Origin of the sequence: Streptomyces sp. NPDC020845 (assembly GCF_044334165.1) — a bacterium.
Classification (GTDB): Bacteria; Actinomycetota; Actinomycetes; order Streptomycetales; family Streptomycetaceae; genus Streptomyces.
Genome location: NZ_JBIRSJ010000005.1, coordinates 199,098 through 219,383 on the forward strand (window position 1 = coordinate 199,098; position 20,286 = coordinate 219,383).

At 69.1% G+C, this 20,286-nt stretch carries 18 protein-coding genes, 1 tRNA gene and 1 pseudogene; 7 read left to right on the plus strand and 13 right to left on the minus strand.

Features of this window, described 5'->3' with window-relative positions; all coding sequences use genetic code 11:
- Positions 1-36 precede the first annotated feature (36 nt).
- The 4 genes and pseudogenes from ACH4U7_RS13880 (at position 37) to ACH4U7_RS13895 (ending at position 5,524) form a co-directional block, all read left to right on the plus strand.
- Complete coding sequence (locus tag ACH4U7_RS13880) at positions 37-1,629, plus strand: pyridoxal phosphate-dependent decarboxylase family protein (RefSeq protein WP_398528171.1); 1,593 nt, start codon at positions 37-39, stop codon at positions 1,627-1,629.
- Positions 1,630-1,656: 27 nt separating this feature from the next.
- Positions 1,657-3,003, plus strand: coding sequence for a lysine N(6)-hydroxylase/L-ornithine N(5)-oxygenase family protein (locus ACH4U7_RS13885; RefSeq protein ID WP_398528172.1), 1,347 nt, complete (start codon positions 1,657-1,659; stop codon positions 3,001-3,003).
- A pseudogene (locus tag ACH4U7_RS13890) lies at positions 3,000-3,560 on the plus strand (GNAT family N-acetyltransferase); the annotation flags it as partial. The gene ACH4U7_RS13885 and the pseudogene ACH4U7_RS13890, both read left to right, overlap by 4 nt.
- A gap of 167 nt (positions 3,561-3,727) precedes the next feature.
- Positions 3,728-5,524, plus strand: a complete 1,797-nt coding sequence (locus ACH4U7_RS13895) for an IucA/IucC family protein (protein ID WP_398528173.1) — start codon at positions 3,728-3,730, stop codon at positions 5,522-5,524.
- Between the two features lies 1 nt (position 5,525).
- On the opposite strand, the gene ACH4U7_RS13900 is transcribed toward ACH4U7_RS13895, so the two are convergent.
- Entirely contained in the window at positions 5,526-6,548 is a 1,023-nt protein-coding gene (locus tag ACH4U7_RS13900; RefSeq protein WP_398528174.1) for a hypothetical protein, read from the minus strand.
- Positions 6,529-7,047 carry a SigE family RNA polymerase sigma factor gene (locus ACH4U7_RS13905; protein WP_398528175.1) on the minus strand — a complete coding sequence of 173 codons (519 nt, stop codon included), beginning with the start codon at positions 7,045-7,047 and terminating at the stop codon, positions 6,529-6,531. The genes ACH4U7_RS13900 and ACH4U7_RS13905 overlap by 20 nt, the downstream gene beginning before the upstream one ends.
- A 201-nt stretch (positions 7,048-7,248) precedes the next feature.
- Between ACH4U7_RS13905 and ACH4U7_RS13910 the strand changes: the two genes are divergently transcribed.
- Positions 7,249-7,321, plus strand: a tRNA-Arg gene (locus ACH4U7_RS13910).
- Between the two features lie 197 nt (positions 7,322-7,518).
- Here ACH4U7_RS13910 and ACH4U7_RS13915 read toward each other — a convergent pair.
- A complete protein-coding gene (locus ACH4U7_RS13915; RefSeq protein ID WP_398528176.1) occupies positions 7,519-7,815 on the minus strand; it encodes a GYD domain-containing protein in 297 nt (98 codons plus the stop codon).
- 157 nt (positions 7,816-7,972) lie between these two features.
- On the opposite strand from ACH4U7_RS13915, the gene ACH4U7_RS13920 reads away from it, so the two are divergent.
- Positions 7,973-8,362 carry a VOC family protein gene (locus ACH4U7_RS13920; protein ID WP_398528177.1) on the plus strand — a complete coding sequence of 130 codons (390 nt, stop codon included), beginning with the start codon at positions 7,973-7,975 and terminating at the stop codon, positions 8,360-8,362.
- A gap of 572 nt (positions 8,363-8,934) precedes the next feature.
- Here ACH4U7_RS13920 and ACH4U7_RS13925 read toward each other — a convergent pair.
- The 7 genes from ACH4U7_RS13925 to ACH4U7_RS13955 all read right to left on the minus strand — a co-directional run bounded on the left by ACH4U7_RS13925 (position 8,935) and on the right by ACH4U7_RS13955 (position 16,098).
- Positions 8,935-9,501: a hypothetical protein gene (locus tag ACH4U7_RS13925; RefSeq protein WP_398528178.1), complete on the minus strand. Its 567-nt coding sequence runs from the start codon at positions 9,499-9,501 to the stop codon at positions 8,935-8,937.
- Between the two features lie 110 nt (positions 9,502-9,611).
- Entirely contained in the window at positions 9,612-11,417 is a 1,806-nt protein-coding gene (locus ACH4U7_RS13930; protein ID WP_398528179.1) for an alpha/beta fold hydrolase, read from the minus strand.
- 170 nt (positions 11,418-11,587) lie between these two features.
- Complete coding sequence (locus tag ACH4U7_RS13935; protein ID WP_398528180.1) at positions 11,588-11,845, minus strand: hypothetical protein; 258 nt, start codon at positions 11,843-11,845, stop codon at positions 11,588-11,590.
- A gap of 125 nt (positions 11,846-11,970) precedes the next feature.
- The gene (locus ACH4U7_RS13940; RefSeq protein ID WP_398528181.1) at positions 11,971-12,693 is read right to left on the minus strand and encodes a ferritin-like domain-containing protein; all 723 of its coding nucleotides are present in this window, start codon (positions 12,691-12,693) and stop codon (positions 11,971-11,973) included.
- A 254-nt stretch (positions 12,694-12,947) separates the two neighbouring features.
- Positions 12,948-14,438: an FG-GAP-like repeat-containing protein gene (locus ACH4U7_RS13945; RefSeq protein ID WP_398528182.1), complete on the minus strand. Its 1,491-nt coding sequence runs from the start codon at positions 14,436-14,438 to the stop codon at positions 12,948-12,950.
- A gap of 164 nt (positions 14,439-14,602) precedes the next feature.
- Entirely contained in the window at positions 14,603-14,926 is a 324-nt protein-coding gene (locus tag ACH4U7_RS13950) for a hypothetical protein (protein WP_398528183.1), read from the minus strand.
- Positions 14,923-16,098, minus strand: a complete 1,176-nt coding sequence (locus ACH4U7_RS13955) for a Shedu anti-phage system protein SduA domain-containing protein (protein ID WP_398528184.1) — start codon at positions 16,096-16,098, stop codon at positions 14,923-14,925. The genes ACH4U7_RS13950 and ACH4U7_RS13955 overlap by 4 nt, the downstream gene beginning before the upstream one ends.
- 381 nt (positions 16,099-16,479) lie before the next feature.
- Here ACH4U7_RS13955 and ACH4U7_RS13960 point away from each other — a divergent pair, with 381 nt between their 5' ends.
- Positions 16,480-17,610: an FAD-dependent oxidoreductase gene (locus tag ACH4U7_RS13960; protein ID WP_398528185.1), complete on the plus strand. Its 1,131-nt coding sequence runs from the start codon at positions 16,480-16,482 to the stop codon at positions 17,608-17,610.
- A 33-nt stretch (positions 17,611-17,643) separates the two neighbouring features.
- Here the strand turns inward: ACH4U7_RS13960 and ACH4U7_RS13965 are convergent, their stop codons facing one another.
- The 3 genes from ACH4U7_RS13965 to ACH4U7_RS13975 form a co-directional block, all read right to left on the minus strand.
- Complete coding sequence (locus ACH4U7_RS13965) at positions 17,644-18,435, minus strand: ABC transporter permease (protein ID WP_398528186.1); 792 nt, start codon at positions 18,433-18,435, stop codon at positions 17,644-17,646.
- Positions 18,432-19,442 carry an ATP-binding cassette domain-containing protein gene (locus ACH4U7_RS13970; protein ID WP_398528187.1) on the minus strand — a complete coding sequence of 337 codons (1,011 nt, stop codon included), beginning with the start codon at positions 19,440-19,442 and terminating at the stop codon, positions 18,432-18,434. Before ACH4U7_RS13970 ends, ACH4U7_RS13965 begins: the two co-directional genes overlap by 4 nt.
- A gap of 411 nt (positions 19,443-19,853) precedes the next feature.
- Positions 19,854-20,282 carry an SHOCT-like domain-containing protein gene (locus tag ACH4U7_RS13975; RefSeq protein ID WP_398528188.1) on the minus strand — a complete coding sequence of 143 codons (429 nt, stop codon included), beginning with the start codon at positions 20,280-20,282 and terminating at the stop codon, positions 19,854-19,856.
- Positions 20,283-20,286: the final 4 nt, after the last annotated feature.

The following is a 20,286-nucleotide window of genomic DNA, read 5'->3' on the forward strand; positions in this document are numbered from 1 at the left end:
ATGCCCGCAAGCAGCCCAACCCAGAAGGGACAGACCGTGAGTCTCCTCGCGCACCCCGCCGCTGAGGACCCGTCGTCAGGGCCGATACCCGGGGCGGCGGATGGCAGGGCCCACCTCTTCAACGACCGTACGGTGGAACGCTATCGGCGGTCAGTGTCCGACGGCGTCGGACTGGTGGCCTCCACCGTCGCCCGCACCACCCGCCCGTTCACCGGAGTCACCCCGGCCGAACTCGCCCCCGAGATCACCGGGATCGACCTGGAACGGCCGCTGGGCGACCCGGCCGCCGCCCTCGACGAGCTCGAACGCGTCTATCTGAAGGACGCCGTCTACTTCCACCACCCCCGCTATCTCGCCCACCTCAACTGCCCCGTGGTCATCCCCGCGCTGCTCGGCGAGGCGATCCTCTCCGCCGTCAACTCCTCACTGGACACCTGGGACCAGAGCGCCGGCGGCACGCTCATCGAACGGCGCCTGATCGACTGGACGGCGGCGCGCCTCGGGCTCGGCGAGGCCGCGGACGGCATCTTCACCAGCGGTGGGACGCAGTCCAATCTGCATGCGATGCTGCTCGCCCGCGACGAGGCCTGCAAGCTGGTGGAGAAGGAGACGGCGGCGGCCGGGACGCCGCTCACCAAACCACAGATCCTGCCCCGGCTGCGCATCCTCGCCTCCCAGGCGAGCCACTTCTCCATCGCCAAGGCAGCCGCCGTCCTCGGGCTCGGCTACGAGGCGGTCATCGCCGTGCCCTGCGACCAGGACCGGCGGATGCGCACCGTCGCGCTCGCCCGCGAACTCGACCGCTGCCGCCGCGAGGGCCTGGTCGTCATGGCGGTCGTGGCCACCGCCGGGACCACCGACTTCGGCTCCATCGACCCGCTGCCCGAGATCGCCGACCTGTGCGCACGGGCCGGGGCCTGGCTGCACGTCGACGCGGCGTACGGCTGCGGCCTGCTGGTCTCCCCGCGCCGCCGGCACCTCCTCGACGGCATCGAGCGCGCCGACTCGGTCACCGTCGACTACCACAAGTCCTTCTTCCAGCCGGTCAGCTCCAGCGCGGTCCTGGTGCGCGACCGTACGACCCTCAGCCACGCCACGTACCACGCCGACTACCTCAACCCGGCCCACAGCGTGGAGCGGCTGATCCCCAACCAGGTGGACAAGTCGCTGCAGACCACCCGGCGCTTCGACGCGCTCAAGCTGTGGCTGACGCTGCGGGTCATGGGCGCGGACGCCGTCGGGAAGCTGTTCGACGAGGTGGTGGACCGGGCGGCCGAGGCGTGGCGGCTGCTGGACGCCGATCCGCGGTACGAGGTGGTCACCCGGCCGCAGCTGAGCACGCTGGTCTTCCGCTACACCGGTGGGCCGTCAGCCGCACTGCTCGACGCCGGACTACTGGACCGGGCGAATCTGTACGCGCGCGAGGCGCTGGCCGCCTCCGGCGAGGCCGTCGTGGCCGGGACGGTCGTGGACGGGGCGCACTACCTGAAGTTCACGCTGCTCAACCCCGAGACCTCGCTCGGCGATATCGCCCACGTCCTCGACCTGATCGCCGGCCACGCCGACCAGTACCTGTCGTCCTCCCCGCACGCCGCCGAACCGGAGTTCACCCGGGCCCGGGCCAGCTGACCGCCTTCCACCCCACCGGAGACCCACGTGTCCACCGTGTCTTCCCCCGCCCCCGACTCATACGACTTCATCGCCATCGGCCTGGGCCCCTTCAACCTCGGCCTGGCCGCGCTCACCGACCCGATCGACGAGCTGAACGGGCTGTTCCTGGAGCGCAAGCCGGACTTCGACTGGCACTCGGGGATGTTCCTCGAGGGCAGCACGCTCCAGACGCCGTTCATGTCCGACCTGGTCACCCTCGCCGACCCCACCTCCCCGTACTCCTTCCTCAACTACCTGAAGGAGAACGGCCGCCTGTACTCCTTCTACATCCGCGAGAGCTTCTATCCGCTGCGGGAGGAGTTCAACGACTACTGCCGCTGGGTGGCCGCCCGGCTCGACTCCGTCCGCTTCGGCCAGGAGGTCACCTCCGTCGAGTACGACGAGGCCGAGGGCCGGTACGTGGTCCACACCACCGAGACCGCGACCGGTGAGCGCCACACCTGGCGGGCCGGGCGGCTGGTGCTGGGCACCGGGACACCGCCGTACGTCCCCGAAGCCTGCCGTGACCTGGGCGGCGACCTGATCCACAACTCCCGGTACCTGGAACACAAGGAAGCCCTCCAGGCGAAGGAGAGCATCACCGTCATGGGCAGCGGCCAGAGCGCCGCCGAGATCTACTACGACCTGCTCCAGGACATCGACGCACACGGCTACCGGCTCGACTGGATCACCCGCTCGCCCCGCTTCTTCCCGCTCGAATACACCAAGCTCACGCTGGAGATGACCTCCCCGGAGTACGTGGACTACTTCTACGGGCTGCCCGCGCACACCCGCGAACGGCTGAACACCTCGCAGAAGAGCCTCTACAAGGGGATCAACTCCGATCTCATCAACGCCATCTTCGATCTGCTCTACATCAAGAACCGGCGAGGCCCGTGCCCGACCCGGCTGATGACCAACACCGCGCTGCGGCATGCGTCATACGACGCGGCCGACGGCGACCCGGTCGGGGGCACGTACACCCTCGGGCTGCGCCAGGAGGAGCAGGGCCAGGACTTCACCCTCACCACCCAGGGCCTGATCCTGGCCACCGGCTACCGCCACCAGGTGCCGGAGTTCCTGGCGCCCGTACGAGACCGCATCGCCTGGGACGAGGCCGGGCGCTTCGCGGTCGCCCGCGACTACAGCGTCAACACCGCCACCGCCGGGCGGGAGATCTACGTACAGAACGCCGAGTTGCACACCCACGGCTTCGTCACCCCCGACCTCGGGATGGCCGCCTACCGCAACTCGTGCATCATCCGCGAGCTGCTGGGGGGCCGCGAGCACTACCCCATCGAGAAGACGATCGCCTTCCAGGAGTTCGCGGCCCCAGAGGGGGCGCTGCGATGACCACGGCGCTCTTCACCCACCTCGACGCGGCGCTCGGCCGCTTCTCCGTACGCCCCCTCGGCCCGGCCGCCGACGCCGAGCTGCTGCACCACTGGGTCACCCACCCCAAGGCGTCCTTCTGGCTGATGCAGGACGCCGACGTGGCGCAGGTCGCCTTCGAGTACCGCAAGATCACCGAGCATCCGCACCACGACGCCTTCATCGGCCTCCACGAGGGCCGCCCCGCCTTCCTCATCGAGCGCTACGACCCGGCCCGGGTGGAGCTGGCGGGCCTCTACCCCGCCCAGGAGGGCGATGTCGGCATGCACTTCCTGTGCGCGCCGGCCGACGCCCCGGTGCACGGGTTCACCCGGGCGGTGATCACCACCGTCATGGAGTTCCTCTTCGCCGATCCGGCGACCCGGCGCGTCGTGGTCGAGCCCGACGTCCGTAATACGGCGGTGCACAGGCTCAACGCGGCCGTCGGCTTCGAGATCGCGGGCACGGTGGCCAAGCCGGAGAAGGACGCGTACCTCAGCTTCTGCACCCGCGCCCAATTCCGCGCGGCGACGGCGGGCGCGTCCTCCGGCAAGACCGCGACGGCACCCGACACAGCCACAGCACAGGCCGCACCCGCCACACCGGACACACCGGACACACCGAACACACCCACAACATCCGACACACCGGCCACACCCGCCACACCCGACGCAGCCGACGCAGCCGTTCAAGGAGCAGCCCCCCGATGAGCCCCCGAGACGCCGTCGCCCATCTCACCCCCGCCCTCTGGAAGCGGGCCGGCCGCCTCCTCGTCCGCAAGGCGCTCGCCGAGTTCTCCCATGAGCGCCTGCTCGCCCCCGAGCCCCTGCCCGACACCCCCGGCCACTACGCCGTCACCAGCGACGACGGCTCGGTGACCTACCGCTTCGCGGCCCGCCTGCTGGCCCTGGACCACTGGATGGTCGAGGCGGACTCCATCACCCGCCACGACACCCGGGACGGCTCCCAACTCCCCCTCGACGCGCTCGACTTCTTCCTGGAGCTGCGCGGACGGCTGGGACTCGGCGACCAGATCCTCCCCGTCTATCTGGAAGAGATCAGCTCCACCCTCTCCGGCACCGCGTACAAGCTCAGCGGCGAGCCGGTCAGCGCCGCCGAGCTCGCCAAGTCCGACTTCCAGACGGTCGAGACCGGCATGACCGAGGGCCACCCCTGCTTCGTCGCCAACAACGGCCGCCTGGGCTTCGGGGTCCACGAATACCTCTCGTACGCCCCCGAGACCGCGAGCCCCGTCCAGCTGATCTGGCTGGCCGCGCACCGCGAACACGCCACCTTCACCTCCTCCACGGACCTCGACTACGACGGGCTGATCCGCGCCGAACTGGGTGAGGCCACCCTGGCCCGCTTCGCCGACACCCTGGCCGGCCTCGGCCTCGACCCGGCCGACTACCGCCTCATCCCCGTCCACCCCTGGCAGTGGTGGAACAAGCTGTCGGTCACCTTCGCCGCCGAGCTCGCCCAGCAGCGCCTGGTGTGCCTGGGCACGGGCGACGACGCGTACCTCGCGCAGCAGTCGATCCGTACCTTCTTCAACACCGACGACCCGGCCAAGCACTACGTGAAAACGGCCCTGTCCGTTCTCAACATGGGCTTCATGCGCGGCCTCTCCGCCGCCTATATGGAGGCCACCCCCGCCATCAACGACTGGCTCGCGGGCCTGATCGCCGGCGACGACCTCCTCCGCGCCGCCCGCTTCTCGATCATCCGCGAACGCGCCGCCATCGGCTACCACCACCGGCAGTACGAACGCGCCACCGACAAGTACTCCCCGTACCGCAAGATGCTCGCCGCACTCTGGCGCGAAAGCCCCGTCCCCACCCTCGAACCGGGCCAGCGCCTGGTCACCATGGCCTCCCTCCTCCACACCGACCCCGCCGGCGGCTCCTTCGCCAGCGCCCTCATCGAGGAGTCCGGCCTACCCCCCGCCCGCTGGCTGCGCCGCTACCTGGACGCGTATCTGCGACCGGTGCTGCACTGCTTCTACGCGTACGACCTGGTCTTCATGCCGCACGGCGAGAACGTCATCCTCGTCATCGAGGACGGCGCGGTGCGGCGGGCGATCTTCAAGGACATCGCCGAGGAAATCGCCGTCATGGACCCGGACGCGGTCCTTCCGCCGGCCGTCACGCGGATCCGGGTGGAGGTCCCGGAGGACAAGAAGCTACTGTCGATCTTCACCGATGTCTTCGACTGCTTCCTGCGCTTCCTCAGCGGCATCCTCGTCGCCGAGGGCCTGCTGGAGGAGGAGACCTTCTGGCGGACGGTGGCGGAGTGCGTCTCCGACTACCAGGCGTCGGTGCCGGAGCTGGCGGAGAAGTTCGAGCGGTACGACATGTTCGCGCCCGACTTCGCACTGTCCTGCCTGAACCGGCTCCAGCTGCGGAACAACCAGCAGATGCTCGACCTGGCGGACCCGGCCGGGGCGCTCCAGCTGATCGGGACGCTGGAGAACCCCATCGCACGCTTCGGGGGAGCGTCGTAGGTCAGCGGGGGGAGGTGGGGTCCGCGTTACCGCCGGGGACGGCGGAGCCGAGTATGGAACGGACCTGCTTCAGGGTGACGGCGGAGGGCCGGTTGAGGCAGGCGGAAGCGATGATCACCCCCCGCGCCCCGGACGGCGTGGACAGCTCGGACGACTCGGACGGCTTGGCCGACTTGGACGGCCTGGACGACTCGGCCGACTTGGACGACCTCGACGGCCTGGACGCCCCAGGCGAACTGGTCGGCTGGGCCGCCCCGCCCGCCCCAGACGACTCCGCCGCCCCGCCCGACCCAACCGACTTGGCCGACCTGGCCGCCACACCAGACCCAGGCCCAACCCCAGACCCGGACGCCGCCCCAGAGGTCCCATCCACCCCATTCACCCCACCCGCCGCAGCACGCCAGCCCAGCAGCTCATGCGTACCGCCCGCGAGGCGGCAGGAGTCCCCTGGCCGGGTATCCACCAGCGGCACCCGCTGGTCGGTCGCGCCCAGAGCCTTCTTACTCTCCAGCCGGAGGACCAGCAGCCCTTCCCCGCGCCGCAGCTCGTGCGACGCCAGACAGTAGCGCTGGATCCCCGCCGCACACCCCTCCTCGTCCACGGCTGCGGGCCGGCTCCCGGCCAGCCCCACCGTGCCCGCCTCCTCCCCACCCCATACGCTGCGGCCGCTCCAGCCGTCCGGCAGCCGTACGGTCAGCCCGCCCAGCCCGGGGTAGCGGAAATCAGACCCGGTACCGGTGGGCGAGGCGGCCGGCACCTGATAAGTGGCGCCGTGCCCCCTGGACCCCCCGCTCGGCGCATGCCCCAGCACCCCCAGCGTCACGGCAGCGGCCACTCCCCCAGCCACCCCGGCGGCCCCGACCGCCCCGGCCACGCGCCGCCGCCGTCGCCGTACCACCAGCTGCTGGACCCGCCGCATCCGCTGAGCGGGAGCGGGCAGGCGGGGCACACCCCGTTCGAGCAGCACCCGCAGCTCCGCCTCACGGAGGGCGTCGCGGCTCTCATCACCCTCCACGGCGCTCACCACCCTCCACCAGCGCGGCGGCGGGCAGCAGCCCGTGCAGGGTACGCAGCGCCTTGGACGCCTGGCTCTTGACCGTGCCGGTGGAGCAGCCCAGCACATCGGCGGTGTCCTCGACGCTCAGGTCCTCGAAATAGCGCAGCACCACCACCGCCCGCTGCCGCACCGGCAGCCCCCGCACCACCGCCGCCAGCGACTGCTCCAGATCCACCCCCTCGAACGGATCCGGCACGGCCCGCGTATCCGGCACCTCGTCGTGCGGCACCTCCCCACGCCAGCGCCGCCGCCACCACGAGGCATGCGTATTGACCAGCGCCTTTCGTACGTACGCCTCCGGATTCTCCCCCGCGATCCGCCGCCACTTCGGCCACACCTTGGCCAGCACCGTCTGCAGCAGATCCTCGGCCAGATGCGCATCCCCGGTAAGCAGCCAGGCCACCCTCAGCAGCCGAGGCCCGCGCGCGGCGACGAACTCCTCGAAGCCGGGCGTCGCGCCCGTCACTGTCGTGTCCTCGCCATGGCGCCCCTGTCCGAACCGTGTCTTTCACACATGGTGAACGCCATGACGCCAGGACGGGGTTGCCTCCAGCCCAGAATCCGCCAACCGGCGGTCAACCAGCACCCCCACACCTCAGCGCCCTGCGCCCCCTACGGCGCAACCGCTACACTGACGCCGGTGCGCGCTGCGGGAGCAGAGCGTCGCGCCTCCGTAGCTCAGGGGATAGAGCACCGCTCTCCTAAAGCGGGTGTCGGCAGTTCGAATCTGCCCGGGGGCACAGAAGAAAGGGCCAGCTCAGGAGGATGATCCTCCCGGACTGGCCCTTCGCCGTTTCCACTGCCGTGCCCCTTACGCGCCACTGCGCTTCCACAGCCGCCCGACGAGGCTGTCGGCTGTGCCGCTCACCGGTCAGACCAAGACCTCACCCGTCGAAGCCGTACCCGAGCACGTACGAGGCCTGGTCGAGCGTGATCGTCAGCCAGCCGCCTTGGCGATGATGCGCTCCATCTCCTCCCGGCCAAAGGCCCGCAGAGTCGTGGAACGGACGTTGCCCACCCCACCCAGCTGCAGGAGCGCTGCCGTGGCAGTCTCGTCGTCAGGCGCCTCGACGACGGCCACAACGTCGTATGGACCGATGGTCCAGTAGATGCTCAGAAGCTTGGCCCCGAGCTTGTGCACCGCTGAGCCGAAAGTCTCGGCGCGCTTCGCGGTGTCTTTGTAGTTTTGGGCCCCTTGATCAGTCCAGCTCAGCAAGGCGACGTACGTCGGCATGTTCTTTCACCTTCACGAGGAGACACATCCCGAGGTCAAGGCTGGACGCCTGGCCTGGGACCCGCACGAGGTGCGCGCCCAAACGAGCAATACGAGCGACCACAGGCATCGAGGGGCAGGCCCACATGCACGCCTGAGGGCCGCCTACTGTGCTGGCATGACGATGATCGGGCAGGTCTCGTTGGGCGTGAACAATGACAAGCGAGCGGGCGAGTTCTGGCGCCATGCACTGGGATACGTGCGGCGACCTCCCCGCTACGAGGGTGACGACTGGATCGTCCTGAAGCCTCCGCCAGGTGAGTCCGGGGTCGCCATCGCCATGGATGTGAGCGAAAGTCCGGCAGAGGAGTTCCCCCGCCTCCACTTCGATCTTGATGCTGGTGACCGTGACCTTGACGAGGAAGTGGATCGTCTTGTGGCGCTGGGAGCGCAGCGGGTCGACTGGCAGCACTATGCCGAAAGCCTGCCTCTCGGAGGGCGGCCGTACGTCGTACTGGCCGACCCGGAAGGCAACCGATTCTGCGTCGAAGGCCGTCGTCACGGCTGACCTTCGCCGCCGCCCTACCGGGTACAGGACAGTGCCTAGTGCGATCGGTGGGCTTAGCGGGCTGCCCTCGAGCTATGAGTCTGCCGAGAGGTACCCGCACTCCGCCCTACCGGCTGGTAGCTGACGAACTGCGGCAGCAGATTCGCTCTGGCCGCATCAAGCCGGGCGAACGGGACCGTGGTGCAGGGAGGGACCACCGAGCGGTTGACAGCAACCGTGACAGCAGCGAAGGCACATGACGCCTCGTAGTGGCTCAGATCAAGCACCGGCCCAAAGGGCCATGCGGGCTAGTACCAGTTCCGTGCCTGAACCTACGGATCAAGAGGTCTGGAGTCGGGACGATTGTCCGCTGAGCCGGGGCCTGACGGCAGTCGTTGACGGCAACAGGGGTGCACATCGCCGTATCGCGCGAGTCGTCCGCGCATCGCGCAGGCTGGGGCGAGGCGTCGACGGGCTGATCACCGCATCAGCGCGACGAACTCCTTGAAGCGGGTGTCGCAGGTTCGAATCTGCCCGGAGGCATCATGTGATGTCGCAGGACATCGGAATGACCCCGAACCCACGGCTGGGTTTCAAGAGAAAGTATCGATGCTCTTTCTGTGGTGGGTTCCTACGACGTCATGAAACGCGGAGGCGAAGAGCGCAGCCGGCTCTTCGCTCTCGTCACTCCCCGCCGAGGACACCAGCAGGAACTGCACCTGCTCGGCGTTCGGCACGCTCTTACAACGGCTCGTGACGAAGTTCAGCAGACTGAGATACGGAACGGTCAGCTGGACGTACTCCACGCGCCGCTCCTCACGCAGCACCGCTGTGAGGTCGGTGACGATGTCGAGCAGCGCCTTCTCGGCCCGCAGCCCCGGGTGCCAGACCATGTGACTCGATGATCTGGCCTGCGTCATCGGGAATTCCGTCCACTCGCTCACGCTGCCGTCGGCGAGCCGGTGCCGCATCAGGAGATGCGTATCGGTACTGCCGGGGTTCGGTGCGAAGAAGGTTGAGATGGGGAGGGATACGTTGGCGGGATCGAGCGTGTCGAGGAAGCGCGGCCGCTTCTTGAACTGCTGGGCGACGGTGAGACCGAACCAGGACAGCAGAAGTCCGTACAGGCCGTACCGGGGGATGGACGTACGGAGGGCCATCAGGGTCTCCTCACTCGTGTCGGTGCTTGTTCCGTTGCTCAGTCATGGGCGCGTTCTCAGTCATGGGCGCGTTCTCAGTCATGGGCGCGTTCTCAGTCATGGGCGCGTTCTCAGTCATGGGCGAGTTCAGATGTGCGGGCGCGGGTGCGGACCCACTCGATGCCCTCGACGACCCTGGGCGCGTGTTCCGGTGCCATCACCAAGGCGTTGTGCCCGGCGTCCGTCACGAAGTCGTGCCGCGAGACCGTGGACAGGGCTGCCAGCTCTCGCTGGAGGGCGGTGTGCGCCGGATCCGCCCGGACGGTCTCTCCGGCGGTGAGCACCGCCACGGGCTGGGAGGTCGCCGACAACCGTGCCGCGTCGGGTGACCACGAATGCTGCCAGTAGCGCATTTCCTGACGGGTCGCCCACCAGGTGCCCGGTGCCGCCATGCGCCTCTCGGTCGCCTCGGCCATGCCGTCGGGCAGGGAGCCGAACGGCCGGTACTCCTCACGCTGGTGCAGCGTTCCGGCCATGGCTCTCAGCCATGTGGCGGTCACTCGCTGCCTGACCCATGGCAACGTCTGTCGCTGCCCCGGTGACCGCCTGAGCTGATCCGGATGGGAGGAGTCGACGAACACGAGCCCTGCGACGAGTTCGGGGTGACGGCGCGCGAAGCACCGGATCAGGACCCCTCCGACCGAGTGGCCGACGAGCAGGAACGGCGGCCGCGCATCGACTGCGGCGAGCAACTCGCGCAGTCCCGCGCTGCTCCACTCCGCGTCGTGCGGCACCGACGCCGCCGCGCTCCAGCCGATCCCGGGCCGGTCATAGGCCACGTAGCCGGTGCCGGAGCCGAGCTCGGCCAGCACCCATCCCCATTCGGTGGCCGGGCAGGCCATGCCGTTCTCGAAGACGACCGTCGGCCCCGTGCCGCCGACGCGGGTGTTGGCCAGCACATGCACATCACGCCCGTGCACCCGGACCAGCCGCCCGGGCACCGATGCTCTCATCCGCCCCCGTCGGCGCTTCACCGCGCGGTGCGCTGCCATCCCCGCGACCACCGCAGCCCCTGTGGCCGCGAACACGCCGTTACGCGTCACACCGTTACGCGTCATACCCTTCCTGGCCATCGCGGCGGGCGGAGACTCAGCGGAGCCGCGCCCCAGCGTGCGGGACACATGCACAACAGCCGGGTAGGTGGCCCCGAACGACCACACGAACCGATTGAGTCCCATGAAGCGCGCATTGCCCAGATGAAAGGCCGTTCCGGCGGCCAGGATTCCCCGGGCGACGGGCCTCGGAGCCACCAGGACCAGCGGGAAGGCCATCTCGCCGGCGATCGTGGACCACGCCACCGCCTTGGCCAGCCACGGGCGGTCGCGGACCGTCCGGTAGAAGAGGCTGTCGCCGTAGGTGGCGGTGCGGAAAATCCGCGGGATGGCGCTTCCGTCGCGCCACACCGGTGAGACCAGCTTGGCGGCACCGGAGGTGAAATAGGAGAGGCAGGCCTGCGCGGCGAGGAAGGTGACCACGGCTTCTCGGGCCCGCTCATCGTGGGGGAACGCCTTCTCCAAGGCCGCACAGGCGTAGTTCAGGAACGCGAAGTGGTCGGAGCCGTCGAACCCGTACGGCACGCGCGTCTGCAGTCCGTACCCCGTCGCACACATCGTGGCGGCGAGGACGCCTCGCTGGGCGCGGCTCGCGCCCGGGAGGAGCAGTCCGAGTCCGGCGAGGCCGCGGGTGTGCACCATCGCCATGACATTGGGGTAGCCGAAAACCTTGTCCAGGTGGTTGTCGCCCGCGGCGCGCCACCACTGGGGCACCCGGAGCTTTCCGATGGGCCAGCTGAAGAGACCGGCGTCGGCGAACTGGGCGGAGGTGGCGATCTGTTCAAGGCTGCCGATGGTCTGGCCAATGGACGTCAGTAATTCCACCTTGCGAAGTACGGCGTCAATGGCATCGCGCTCGCCGACATGCATATGCCCTCCGGAGGAATGTCGCGGCGTGGGGGCGGGCGGCACCGACGTGCCGGGAAATCGCCGCTCGACGCCCCCGACCGGGAGTTCCGCCGGAGACGTCGAGCGGTCGGTTACGGATCTACCGGTCAGATCAACCCGGGGTGGCCGTGCAGCAGGTCCTGAACGGAGCCGCCGGCGGCCAGGCCGGTGCCGGGAACGCGCTTGTCACTGCCCTGGTAGCCGACCCAGAAAGCGGTCGGGACCTCGGCGGGCGCGGCTGTGGCCACGTCGGTGGCGCCCAGCGCGGGGACGGTCTCCGGGGTCTGCGGCACGTGGTAGTCGCTGTACTCCGCGGCGTTGTTCTGTGCCCAACGGGCAATGCGGGATTCGTGGGTTACGGACATCGGATCACACCTTCCTGGTTGTACAGGTTTCTCTTCGTGTGCGGACGTTCCGCGCCGGTGCACCGCAGGCGATTCTGCTACCTCTGGTTTGGATTTTTTATGCTTTGAGCTTGTCGCCCCATATCTCAGGGAAATGCATCTGGGCGGGGCGACAGCACCGCGGAGACAATGTCGCCGGACGAGGCCGCGATATCAGCCATGAATCGCAGGCGTCCGATGTCGAGTCGTCGCAGCGCCGGACCGTGGTCGACGGCGACGACGAGGGAGACCGCGAGCAGAAGAAGCTGCCACAGGGCCATCACCGGGCGGCGCGTCACGCGGGGCAGTTCCGCCAGGGAGGTGTGCAGCCGCTCGCAATGGAACGGGACGTGGCGCTGCTCGTCAGACAGGATCCGCCCCGCCACATCCGAAGTGAGCGGGTCGTCGGTGCCATCGCGCAGGGCCCGGTAATAACGCAGTGCCACCACTTCAGCGATCATCAGCACCAGCAGTTCCATGCGCAGGCCCATGAGACGCCGCAGCCGGACGAAGACCGTGTCGCTCCAGTGGCCGGTCAACGTCGGTACGCCACCTGCGGCCAACAGCCGGGCGAGGAGACGGGCGTGGTTCTGCTCCTCGGCGACAAAGAGCCGGACTGCCTGCGCGTAGTCGCCGTCGCCGGCCTCATCGGCTTTGCCGACGAGGTTGGCGCCGTCGCCGTCCTCGCCGACCTGGAAGCGCTGGATGCTGGCCCACACCGCCGGATGCAGCGTCGCGCGTTGCTCCCAGTCCGGGTCACCCTGGGCGCGCCTGCGCTCGCGCTCGTCCTCGAACCGCCTTGTCCACTTGGCGAAGCCGCCCGTGTCCATCCGGTCTCCCCTTCTCCGGGGCACAGCCACCGTGCCCCGGAGGGGGACGACGCTGACGAACGGCAAACCGTTCCCCTGCTGCCCGCGCCGCGCACATCATGAGCCGTGGCCCCTGGCGGGAAGCCAGGGGCCACGTGAGTGAGGCCGGCCGTACGGGCCCCGTGCCGTCCTTAGGCCCGGACGGTCAGCGCAGGACGGTCAGCGCAGGACGGTCAGCGCAGGACGGTCAGCGCGGGACGGTCAGCGCGGGACGGTCAGCGCAGGCTGGTCCCGAACTGCGCCTTTGTGGCGGGCGCGGACAGGTCGTCGGGGCCGAAGGCGAGGGCGGAGTTCGTGGTCAGGCCGGTGGACGTGCCGCGGAGCAGCCAGACCGCGCCGTTGTCGCCGTTCTCGGTGGTGGAGGCGACGGCGATGTCGCGGTGGCCGTCTCCGTTGACGTCGAGGAGCGCGGTGGTGGCGCCGAACTTGTCGCCCGATTCGGCCACGCCGGGCACCCCGGGGGTGTCCTGGTGGAAGACCTGGCTGCCGGTGCCGGTGAAGCCGGAGGCGCTGCCGGGGACCAGGGCGAACGAACCGGCGTCGGTGAGGCCGCTGAAGTCCTCGCCGGGGATGCCGAGGGCGATGTCGGCGTAGCCGTCGCCGTTCACGTCGTCCACGGAGATCGCCGTGCCGAGGCCGTCGCCCTCCTCCTCCGCGCCGTAGAGGCCGGGCAGGCTCTGGTCGAACGACTTCGTGTTCGCGTCGGACAGGCCGGAGGCCGAGCCGTAGGCGACGCGGACCTTGCTGTCCCAGCCGTCGCCGCCGACCACCACGTCGTCGAAGCCGTCACCGTTCACGTCGCCCACGCCGGTGCCCGAGACGTCGCCGCCTGCGCCTTCGCCGGGGACCCAGGACTTGGTGAAGCCCGACGCGCCGCCGTTCAGCAGCCGGTTGCCCCAGGTTCCGTCACCGGTGTAGATCCACTGGACGATGTCGTCCTTGCCGTCGCCGTTGACGTCGCCGACATGGCCGTTGACGATGGGCCCGCTGATCGAGTCGCCGTCCTCCTCGCAGCCGCCACCCGTGGCGCAGGAGGCGTCGTCCTCGTCGTAGCCCCACCACTCGGACTTGTCGAGGATGTTGAGCACGGCGGCGGGCGTGCCGGTCCGGGAGATCGGGCCCTTCCACAGGGCGGCCTTGGCGCTCGGCGGGTCGTCACCCGCGACGGTGGTGTGGGCGAACAGCGCGAGGTCGGTCTTGCCGTCCCCGTCGAAGTCACCGGCCTGCGGGGCCTGCCCGTACCCGGCGAGGTTCGTGCCGCCGGTGAGCCCGGAGGCGGAGCCCCACAGCACGACGGAGCCCGCGGGGCCGCCCGCGATCACGAGGTCGCCGTAGCCGTCGCCGTCCAGGTCGCCCTTGGTGAAGGTCAGACCAAAGCGCTCGCCCGCGGTCGCGGAGCCGGGTACCCCGCTGGTCGACCGGCTCACGATCTTCTTGTTGGCGGTGGACAGTCCGCTCGCCGAGCCGTACGTGATGGCCACGTAACCGGCCTTCGCCTTGTCGGACACCGTGGCGTTCGGCGCCCCGATGACGAGGTCGGCGTAGCCGTCGCCATTGAAGTCGTCCTGGGCGTCCACCGACGCGGGGGCGGCCTGGGCCGAAGCTCCGGTGAGGGCCCAGGCGCTGAGCCCTCCGGCGAGCAGCACCGCGGCGGCCAGGGGCGCGCCCAGCCGTGCGGTACGGATCCTGCGTCCTGCTCGGGACATACAACTGCCTCTCAGAGTGGTCGAGTTCAACACGGCACGCGCCGCGCCCCCACACAGTCCGACAAGGAAGGCAGGTCTCCGGTTGTACGCCTGAATATCATTGTTGTGTAACCAGCCGTACGCCCGATCCCGTCCTGACCACGCTGAGAGGAGTGAGAAGTTCGTCAGGCACGCCCCTGGCGCAGGTGACGAGAAGCGGCCAGGCAGGAGGACAACCACGTTGCTTCCGTGCGATTGATGATCAGGTCGTCGACGGTAAGCATCCCGTCCACCATGCCGCCGACCCGTATCGAGTGGTCGCCCACGCGGAACACCTGCCAGTCGGCGTCGCTGTGCCAGAGCCGCGCGGTCTTCTCGCCCCGGCGTTGAGCGAAGACGAGTTCCTCACCGTGCTCGTTCTGGAAATAACCGACGTAGTCCTTGCCCGTGATGGCACCACCGCACAGACGGGCCAGGAGCGGTTCGATCTCAGGACGGGTGTTGTTCATGCCGCGGGCTCCTCGGTCGAACCGGAGTCCTGCCGTGACGAGGAGAGTGCCAGCATCCGGGTCGCCGAATCCAGCAGAGTCTCGTACGTGATCACCTCTATACGTGCCGCATGCGTGTTGTAGGTGCGTAGAGTCTCCGCGACCTCCTGGGGTGTGATACCGCCGCTCACGTACCGTGAGTGCCCAATAACGACGGTCGCCGAGGCCCTACGGGTATCGACGCCGTGATCCGTGAGGATGGTCCGCCGGTTCTCGTCCATGGCCCGGAGATAGTTCTGCGCCTGGGAAACCGCGTGATGTGGCGGAGCGCCCAGCATGAGGTGGCCGCTGCGTCGGATGACCAGATCCTTGACATTGGCGCGTTTGAGTTCCACCACGTGCAGGGATCCGTCAGCACGGAGCAGCGGGATGTCGAGGATGGTGTCCGCGGTGTACTGACGGCGCGCCAGCTCGGCCACATATGCTCCGCCGAAGATCCACTCTTGGTTCTTCAGACAGGCGTGGAGGGCACTTTCGGAGCTGTTCGGGTCCTCCACCGCGGCACGCAGGGCCACGAGGGCGGCCCGCCTGGCTTTCAGCTCGAGCAGTTGGGCCAACAGCCCCGCATCGGCGTCGGCCAGGACGTCGCTCATCATCCGTACGGCCTCGACGGAGGCCGGCGGCGGCAGGCTCCGAAGCAGGATCTCCATGTGCCCGTACTCTTGGAGCCGCCTCACTTCCTTGGTGGACAACCGGATCCCGCCCCCGCCGCTCCCGAGACCCAGGTAGTCCGCGGACTGAGCAATGCCGCGAAAGAGGTCACGGGCATCAGTGGCGGTGGCGTCAGGCTTGTCCCGGCACAGGACGTCCAGGGCAGCGACCGCTCGGTCGGCACCCATGGCGACCATCCGCCGCATCTGTTCCTCGCTGCGCTGCCTCGCTTCGTCGTCGTAGTAGTTTTCCAGGATGTCGAGAAACAGCTCGCCTCCGGCGTAGGCGGCGAAACGCTGAAAGCGCTGAGCGAGCCCGAAGTCCTCATGGAGGATGGCCGCTTGAGCTACATCCTCCAGTGCGTCCACCAACGGTCTGCCCTTGCCGTACGTTCCGCGGTGTCCATCCATGATGTGCAGCACCGCGTCGATGCGCTCCAGCACGCCTGCGTGCTCAGTGAGTTCCCGTGCCGCCTCGACCATGCGCCAGAGTGTGAAGCCGGATCGGAATGTCCCCATACGGGTCACCCTAGGACCGGGCACTGACATCCACTCGCGGCGAAAACCCACGATTGGGCCCCAACCGTCGACGGAGGGGAAGTTGACGACCGTGCCGCCGCCGACGGCACGCAGTGCGGGCGCCGACGGCACGCAGCGCGGGCGCGCCTTCCGCGGTGACGTTGAGGGTGCCGAGGACGCTCCAGCCGGTATAAGCGGCGGGCCAGGTGTTGTGACGGATTTGCGGTGTCGGTCGCCCGTCGGGGGCCGTCGGTCGGATGTCGGTGGCTCATCGGCGGGGTCCGGCACCTTTCCGGAGACGGCCGGCCGGAACTCACCGGGCGGCCCGATCCCGAAGGAGTCACAATGCGCACTCCCGTCACGATCATCGGCGCCGGACTCGGCGGCCTCACGCTGGCCCGCGTCCTGCACGTCCACGGAATCCCGGCCACGGTCTACGAGGCGGAGCCCTCCCCGTCGGCGCGCACGCAGGGCGGGATGCTCGACATCCACGACTACAACGGGCAGCTCGCCCTCGAGGCGGCCGGCCTGATGGACGAGTTCCACGCCATCATCCTGGAGGGCCGCCAGACGATGCGGGTCCTCGACCCGGACGGGACCGTCGTGCTCGACAAGGCCGACGACGGCACGGGCGGGCGCCCCGAAGTGCAGCGTGGTGAGCTGCGTCAGATCCTGCTCGACTCGCTCCCGGCCGGCACCGTCCGGTGGGGGCACGAGGTCAGCGGCGTCCGTGCCCTCGGCGAGGGCCGCTACGAGGTGACGTTCGCCGACGGCGGCACCGTCGTCACCAGCCTGCTGGTCGGCGCGGACGGCGCGTGGTCACGGGTCCGGCCGCTGCTCTCCCCCGCCACACCCGAGTACGCCGGCACATCGTTCGTCGAGACCTACCTGTTCGACGCCGACACCCGGCACCCGGCCGCCGCGAAGGCGGTCGGCGGCGGGTCGATGATCGCGCCCTCGCCGGGCAAGGAGATCTTCGCTCACCGGGAAAGCGGCGACACCCTGCACACCTACGTGGCGCTGTCCAAGCCGCAGGACTGGTTCGCCGCCATCGACTTCACCGATGCCGCCGCGGCCGCCGCCCGCATCGCGCAGGAGTTCGCCGGCTGGGCACCGGAACTCACCGCGCTGATCACCGAAGGCGACACCGCGCCGGTCCTACGTCCCCACTACGCCCTGCCGACCGAACACCGGTGGGACCGGCTGCCGGGGGTCACCCTGCTCGGCGACGCCGCCCACCTCGCGGCCCCGAACGGCGAAGGCGCCAACCTGGCCATGCTCGACGGCGCCGAACTCGGCAAGGCCCTCGCCGCGCACCCCGACGACATCGAGGGCGCGCTCACCGAGTACGAGCAGGCCATGTTCCCCCGCAGCGCCGAGGTCGCCACGTTTGAAGGTGCCGAGGTACAGGGGATCGACGCCGACAACAACACAGCGCACGACCTGATCAACATGATCACCGGCAAGGGCCAGTGAACCACTCCGTAGGCGGGGCCTGGTGCGTATGGGCTACTTCGGGTCGCGGTTGAACAGCGACATGGACCAGAAGTAACCGAGCAAGGTCAGCCCCACGCACCAGGCGACGGCCAGCCACCCGTTGTGGCCGATCTCGGTGCCCAGCAGCAGCCCGCGCAGCGTCTCGATGGCCGGGGTGAACGGCTGGTACTCGGCGATCGGCCGGAACCAGCCCGGCATCGTGTCGGCCGGGATGAAGGCGCTCGAGATGAGCGGCAGGAGGATCAGCGGCATGGCCGCGTTGCTGGCCGCTTCGGGGTTCGGGCTGGCCATGCCCATCCCGATCGCGATCCAGGTGAGCGCCAGGGCGAACAGCGCGAGCAGCCCGAACGCCGCCAGCCACTCCAGGACGGTGGCATCCGTGGACCGAAAGCCGATGGCCACGCCGACGGCACCGACGAGGACCACGCTGGCAATCGACTGCAGCACGCTGCCGACGACATGCCCGATGATCACAGAGCCGCGGTAGACCGCCATCGTACGGAAACGGGCGATGAGGCCCTCGGTCATGTCCATGGCTATGTACACCGCGGCCCCGATCACGGTGCTGCCGATGGTCATCATCAGGATGCCCGGGACGATATAGGCGATGTACTCGGAGCGGTCCGCGCCGCCGCCACCGATGCCCGCGCTCATCACGTCGCCGAAGATGTAGACGAAGAGCAGCAGCATCATGATCGGCGTGAGCAGCAGGTTCAGGGTTCCGGACGGGTAGCGCCACGCGTGCAGCAGATTGCGGCGCAGCATCGTGTTCGAGTCGCGGACGGCGAGGGAGAGGGCGCTCATCGGACGTTCTCCTTGGGCTGGTTGTTGACGTCGGCCGGGCCGGTCAGGGCGAAGAACACGTCGTCGAGGTCGGGGGTGTGCACGGTCAGCTCGTCCGCCTCGATGCCGGCGGTGTCCAGCCAGTCGAGGATGGAGCGCAGTTCGCGCTGGCTGCCGTCGCTGGGGATCTGCAGCGACAGGGCTTCGTCGTCCCGGGTGACCTCACGCAGTGTGGTGGCGGCGTTCCGGTAGGCGGTCGGGTCGGTGAAGCGGAGTCGTATGTGCCCGCCGGGGATCAGCCGCTTCAGCTCCTCCGCGGTGCCCTCGGCGGCGATCTTGCCGTCGTTCAGCACGGCGATACGGTCGGCGAGTTCGTCGGCCTCGTCCAGGTGCTGGGTGGTGAGGAAGACGGTGACGCCGCCGGAGACGAGCTCGCGGATGATCTGCCACATGTTGTGCCGGGAGCGCGGGTCGAGGCCGGTGGTCGGCTCGTCGAGGAAGATGATCCGCGGGTTGCCCACCAAGGTCATGGCGATGTCCAGGCGGCGTTTCATGCCGCCGGAGTAGGTGGAGGCGGGCTTCTTCGCGGCCTCGGTGAGGTCGAAGCGCTCCAGCAACTCGGCCGTGACGCGTCGCCCTTCGCGTTTGGAGAGGTGGTGCAGGTCGGCCATGAGGAGCATGTTCTCCTCGCCGGTGATCAGCCCGTCGACGGCGGAGAACTGCCCGGTGACCCCGATCGCGGCCCGCACCCCGTCGGGGGAGGTGGCGATGTCGTGGCCGGCGACCTGGGACTGGCCGCCGTCGGCGGTGATGAGGGTGGACAGGATCTTCACGGCGGTGGTCTTGCCGGCGCCGTTCGGGCCGAGCAGCGCGAACACCGAGCCGGCGGGGATGTGCAGATCGATGCCGTCGAGGACGGTCTTGTCCCCGTACGACTTGCGCAGACCGACGGTGGAGATGGCGGCCGGCGGCTGCGTACCGTCGGCACCGTCGCCGCGCCTGGATGTGGGCATGACAGATGAAGGCATGGAGCCCTCCCGTTCGAAGCCTGAAGTGGCTGAGGCAGTAAGTGAGTTGGGGCCGGCTCTTCCGGGGTGCGGGGCCCCACTCTGGGTGACGTCGAGCCATACGGCGGTGCCCGCAGCGGTGCCGGCCTCCAGATCCCTCCAGATCACCGATCGCGGTGCCGAGAGCGGCCGAACCGCGGGCCACTGGGCCGAGGCGAAATGCTGCCGTTGGACGTCGAAGTCCAGATCGAGAAACTGGCGGCCTTGGTGTGACCGAAAGGCCGCCGCTATGTCCGCTATATCGTCGGCGGATTCTCCGGCGCCCGCCGCGACGGGTTGAGCGCCCGGGCCGTCAACCGGCCCCGGGCCGTCAACCGGCCGGACGACCGCGCGACCCCGTGGTCCGTGCGGGCGTCCGGGGCCGTGGCGGTGTTATTCGCAGAAGACCTGCACCTTGGAGTCGGGGTCGTCGATGTCGATCTTGACGTCGTCGAGATGCTCGATGAGTTCCTCGAGGTGCTGCGGCTTGAGCTCCCCGAGGTCGATCGGTACCCCTGCCTTGCTCAGCTCCGCGTTGACCTTGGTGACCGCCTGCGGAGGGATGAGGCTCGTGAGCCGGACCCCGGCGCGCAGCAGTTGTAGTGGGATCTGGACGTTGACGCGGCTTGACCCCTCGCCGGAGCCGTCCGCCGCGTCCACCACCACGCGCAGGTACTTGGGCCGGGGTTTCGGACGGGACACGGCCCCCGGCGGCGACTCGGGCTGTTGTCGCTCCAGGGCGTCGATCAGCCGCTCCGCCTCAGCCGCGGTGATCTTGCCATCGGCCAGCATCTCAAGGATCTGGCGGCGCTGCTCGTTCATTGTT